The organism is Halobellus sp. Atlit-38R (genome assembly GCF_003665925.1).
Lineage (GTDB): Archaea > Halobacteriota > Halobacteria > Halobacteriales > Haloferacaceae > Haloquadratum > Haloquadratum inordinatus.
In genome coordinates, this window is the sequence record NZ_QXIJ01000033.1 from 1 (window position 1) to 3,953 (window position 3,953).

5 protein-coding genes and 1 pseudogene are annotated in these 3,953 nt (G+C 51.7%); 2 read left to right on the forward strand and 4 right to left on the reverse strand.

The window, feature by feature from the left end:
* Positions 1-399 precede the first annotated feature (399 nt).
* Positions 400-1,281 carry a DUF6338 family protein gene (locus D3D02_RS17815; RefSeq protein WP_121571288.1) on the forward strand — a complete coding sequence of 294 codons (882 nt, stop codon included), beginning with the start codon at positions 400-402 and terminating at the stop codon, positions 1,279-1,281.
* Between the two features lie 3 nt (positions 1,282-1,284).
* On the opposite strand, the gene D3D02_RS17820 is transcribed toward D3D02_RS17815, so the two are convergent.
* From D3D02_RS17820 to D3D02_RS17825, 3 genes are all read right to left on the reverse strand, one after another.
* Positions 1,285-1,746 (reverse strand): hypothetical protein, encoded by a 462-nt coding sequence (locus D3D02_RS17820; protein WP_121571289.1) that lies wholly within the window; start codon positions 1,744-1,746, stop codon positions 1,285-1,287.
* A 130-nt stretch (positions 1,747-1,876) separates the two neighbouring features.
* Positions 1,877-2,185 carry a hypothetical protein gene (locus D3D02_RS20500; protein ID WP_147435688.1) on the reverse strand — a complete coding sequence of 103 codons (309 nt, stop codon included), beginning with the start codon at positions 2,183-2,185 and terminating at the stop codon, positions 1,877-1,879.
* 42 nt (positions 2,186-2,227) lie between these two features.
* Positions 2,228-3,073, reverse strand: a complete 846-nt coding sequence (locus D3D02_RS17825; protein WP_121571290.1) for a hypothetical protein — start codon at positions 3,071-3,073, stop codon at positions 2,228-2,230.
* 273 nt (positions 3,074-3,346) lie between these two features.
* Between D3D02_RS17825 and D3D02_RS17830 the strand changes: the two genes are divergently transcribed.
* Positions 3,347-3,610, forward strand: a complete 264-nt coding sequence (locus D3D02_RS17830; protein WP_121571291.1) for a hypothetical protein — start codon at positions 3,347-3,349, stop codon at positions 3,608-3,610.
* A 156-nt stretch (positions 3,611-3,766) separates the two neighbouring features.
* Here the strand turns inward: D3D02_RS17830 and D3D02_RS17835 are convergent.
* A pseudogene (locus D3D02_RS17835) lies at positions 3,767-3,953 on the reverse strand (IS4 family transposase); the annotation flags it as partial.

A 3,953-nucleotide genomic window follows, 5' to 3' on the forward strand; every position in this document is an offset into this window, starting at 1 on the left:
CCGCCACCGAATCTTCCCGAAATAGTGCGTCGTGAGGCACGCCAACCAGAGAAATCACGCCTTACCTTGAACAAACAGGTGGCTCAAGCCTTCAGCCGGGAGGTACAGCCTTAACCGAACACGAATGGATTGTCTACTAATAGATGCGATCAAAGGGAATACAGAGACCTACAATCCTGCATCCACGGAGACCACACACGCTGTCCGTGGTTTCGATTGAGATCTCTGGGAGTTGTTGAAAGGTCACCAACGATCTGGTTCTGGAACGTACGTGATCCCAATGATCTCTCGATATCGGGCTACAACATCGACCAGCTAAATTCGGATTACGCCTCGAGACTCAGCGTTACCAAATAGCATCCAAACATATTTTTCAACCAGACAGAAATTACTCCATAGATGGCGTCTACCTCTGTAGCTGGACAACTCACCTTCTTTCTCTTTTTGCTGATTCCGGGCTATGCTGGTGTCCGGGCATATCTCTGGGCCAACATCGCGGTAGACGATGCAACCCGCCTAACCAAACTCGTATGGATGACGATCGGTGGGTTCGGCTCAATAGTGGTCGTGGCTGTATTCCGAGAAGCAGGACTACAGTTGTCTCTTTCGCTTGCCTCAGGAATAGCGATTCCTGGTGAACTCACCGTTCAGAGCGTGGGTAACCTTTCGATCCTGCAAGCAGCGAATCTTATCGGTTCCCAGGTCGCAATTGCTCTTTTTGGAGGCCTTCTGGTAGGGAGTAGTCGATATATCTTGATTGATGCAGACGGCACACGTCGCCGTGATTTGACGCAACCGTGGGATGAGATCTTCAATCACATTTCGAGAGGCGATGAAATTACGATAGTCTCCCATTCTGGTGAGAAAATAACTGGAACGCTCGAGCAGATGGGGAACTCGAATGGGGATCGTGATATCGTACTCAGCGATCCGCGGAAGACGTATATTGACGGTCAAAACAACCCCGAAAATGAGAGGTTCACAGAGCTTGGAAGGCTCTCATATCATCATACACAGGACATTTCCAGAATCGAAGCCTATCAAGAGAAGGCCGATTCCGACCGTGGATGGACTAACAGACAATATATGAACGGTCTGCAGAAAGGCCGCGACTTCAGAGCTTGGATTGCCAGAGGCCTGAAAAATAGATACCTAGAGTTAATTGAATGGTATCGTGGTATGAAAAGATCTGACGACGACGGGGCTGAGACAGATTCAGATGGGACTCTAGATCTGGAAGACCAATATCAAGTACCTACTTCAGACGAGTCTGAAGAGTAACAATTAGTACTGGTAGACGCTGTTTTCCTCGTATTCTGGGTATGCATCGTACACGTGTTCAATCAGCTCACGGAGCGACATCTCGCCATATTCGGCAACCACCCGTTGTGCAGCTTCGAAGACTTCCTCGACGTCGCCCATCTGCAGCAACTCTTCGATTACGTTTTCGCCCATCGCCGTTAGCTCGTAGTCGTACCGCTTGTTACCCCCAAGTGTGCGTGACTCTTGGATGTCAACGATACCTTTCCTTTCGAGGCTCTCGATATCCTCAAGGAGCTGCTTGGAAAACGGGCCGTAATCGTATTTTCTGAATGAATAGGCGTCAAACTGGTCACCAAGCTCTTCCTCATCAAGAAGGAAAGCCAACTTCTGAAGCCGGGTTTTGCCCTGTAAATCTCGTCCAGATGCCTCTAATAGAGCCAGGGGAATTAGCTTCTCTCTGGTGATCGTTACTTCATCAGTCATAGTTGGACGAGACTGTGGGCTCTCTTTTATAAGATAGACTACACAGCGGTTAATATTTTGTGGAGTCGCTGAAGATGACGGTTGATATTACCATCCACAGTCCTTTTCCGTAGAGTCCCCCTGGATCTCATCATTCCTTCTTCTGTATTTCATAACGGCTCTTGATATAGTACATACTCCCAGCGGCAAGTGCGAGGGACAGTATTCCGATTAAACGGAGATTGGAAGATGTCGACGCAACCATATTCAGGTTCGATTGCAACTCTACCGGAACCGAGCCTTTGGCCACCGCAACTCCGACAACAAAGGCAAGTAATACTCCAGCACCGCGCTTTGATGAGTCAAACAGAGAAATTTCCACATCACCGGTATTGATGCTTCGATCAATAAATGTCGATCCCGAGTCCAGAGAGTCCTCTTCGTCGCCCCCGTCGTCCATTGTTATCTGTCACCACATCGCCCATTGTAAAAAGAACAGGGGTCAACCAGGAGCTCGATCTCCTCCGAGAAACACGAACACTGCCGCCACAACGATCCCCCACAGGAACCCAGCAATGTGTGCAAAGATATTCGTGAAGTTTCCGTCCTCGACGAGCGAGCTCGCTTGCGGGAACAGTGCTAACACCAGAATACTCAGCACGATCCCGACCAGCGTGACCAACAGCCCCCCCGCGCTGATCCGCCGGAGATCCGCTCGGCTCTGCAATCGGACGTCGTGCTCGTAGAGATACCGTCCAAATTCGAGGATAATTGCTAACCCAACAAGCCCCGTCACAATGAGGCTCAGTCCTCCACGATACTGGATGTCCAGTAGTTGCATCAAGATCAAAAATAGGGAAAGAGAGACCGCCCACGCGAGGTCTGCGTTGTATTTCACGCGGAGGGCACGGTACAACGAGACCAATAATACGCCTCCAAACCCAGCAACTACACCGGAAAAGCCACGGGAAACAGGATCTGTCTCGGGGTACTGTAGCGAGAGGATGATATAGCTCGTGAGATTCGTGAGGATCGGCACAAGGAGGATAGACGCAAGCACAGTACGGCGGAACCATCGAAGGCCGTGACTATGGAGGGATAGCGCATAGGCGTACACGATCGTCAGCGCGTAGCCAACGAGATTCCCGTAGAGATGTGCGTTCGAGGCGTGCACGAAGGCTGCTGTGAATATGGTGTAACTCGGAAAACTCGCATACTCGAAGACGAGTGCCTGTGTGATTGAAGACGGTAAGAGGAAGTGAATGCCAACGAGGAGTAGTGCGACTGTACCCAACCCGGCGACGTCAAGGAGGACTGTCCGGGTGCTCGGTTGGGTCGTCTCGGGCATTGTGTCTGCGCTCTCGTGGGGAATGATAAGAATAGTTCGGCCTTGGAGTGGAATTTTGGACCCTTTAGTGAATGCATCCACTCCAGTTGAAGAACTCGTTCTTGACTTCTGGCGTCTTCGAGGAGCTAGTATTGGTACAACCGGCCCGAAAGTACGACGATACGTAGCTAACCAACAAACGCCTGTGATTTCGGCGGAATGTTGGTTAGCTACTCTAGTTGACTCCTCTACGACCGGGTGGTATACGAGGATCGGCCACGATATGCCACTAGAATGCCGGATGAGGCGAAAGCAGAACTGTATCAGTGTCTTGCGGCCACGGCCGAGCGGCCGGTCGATCGCACTCCGAGTCGCTTGTTAGATGAAGCGCAGGCGGTCGCCGACGATCTCCGTGCGATTGACGATTCAGCGGTGGTTGCCGATCGCGCTGGTGTGGTCGTTGAGCTGCTCTCGAAGATTGACGGGATGGGCGATCCCGAAACTGATGAGGCGGTGGCTCGAGCCCGGGAGCTTACCGAGGCCTTGGCCACCGAGTGAGCCGCTGATTACTCCTGACCGCTAACCGAATAATCCCGATTTCCCCCGCTTAGGTCATTCTTTGCGTCCAACCCCTCAGCATACCGCTTAAGCCACCTCAATGATGCTATGACTCAACTAGTGGGTGATCATACACGGTCGATCATTCGTCTTTAGCTAAGACTCACACCTCGGTTGTGTAGCGGTAGCGAGCGTCTCTTGTAAGATCGGTCGTTTTTGGTGGATCTTCTGAGCATCCTCGATCAGCCGCTCCAGCAATGGCGGTGGCGAGTAGCCAAGGTATTCACCGAGTTCGTGGAGGATGAGCTGGGCGTGCGACCGGAAGGTCGCCGCCCAGCGTTCC

Bases quoted from the DNA above. Each gene is read 5' to 3' on its own strand.
- D3D02_RS17815 (WP_121571288.1), top strand. From the start codon at position 400: ATGGCGTCTACCTCTGTAGCTGGACAACTCACCTTCTTTCTCTTTTTG.
- D3D02_RS17820 (WP_121571289.1), bottom strand. From the start codon at position 1,746: ATGACTGATGAAGTAACGATCACCAGAGAGAAGCTAATTCCCCTGGCT.
- D3D02_RS20500 (WP_147435688.1), bottom strand. From the start codon at position 2,185: ATGGACGACGGGGGCGACGAAGAGGACTCTCTGGACTCGGGATCGACA.
- D3D02_RS17825 (WP_121571290.1), bottom strand. From the start codon at position 3,073: ATGCCCGAGACGACCCAACCGAGCACCCGGACAGTCCTCCTTGACGTC.
- D3D02_RS17830 (WP_121571291.1), top strand. From the start codon at position 3,347: ATGCCGGATGAGGCGAAAGCAGAACTGTATCAGTGTCTTGCGGCCACG.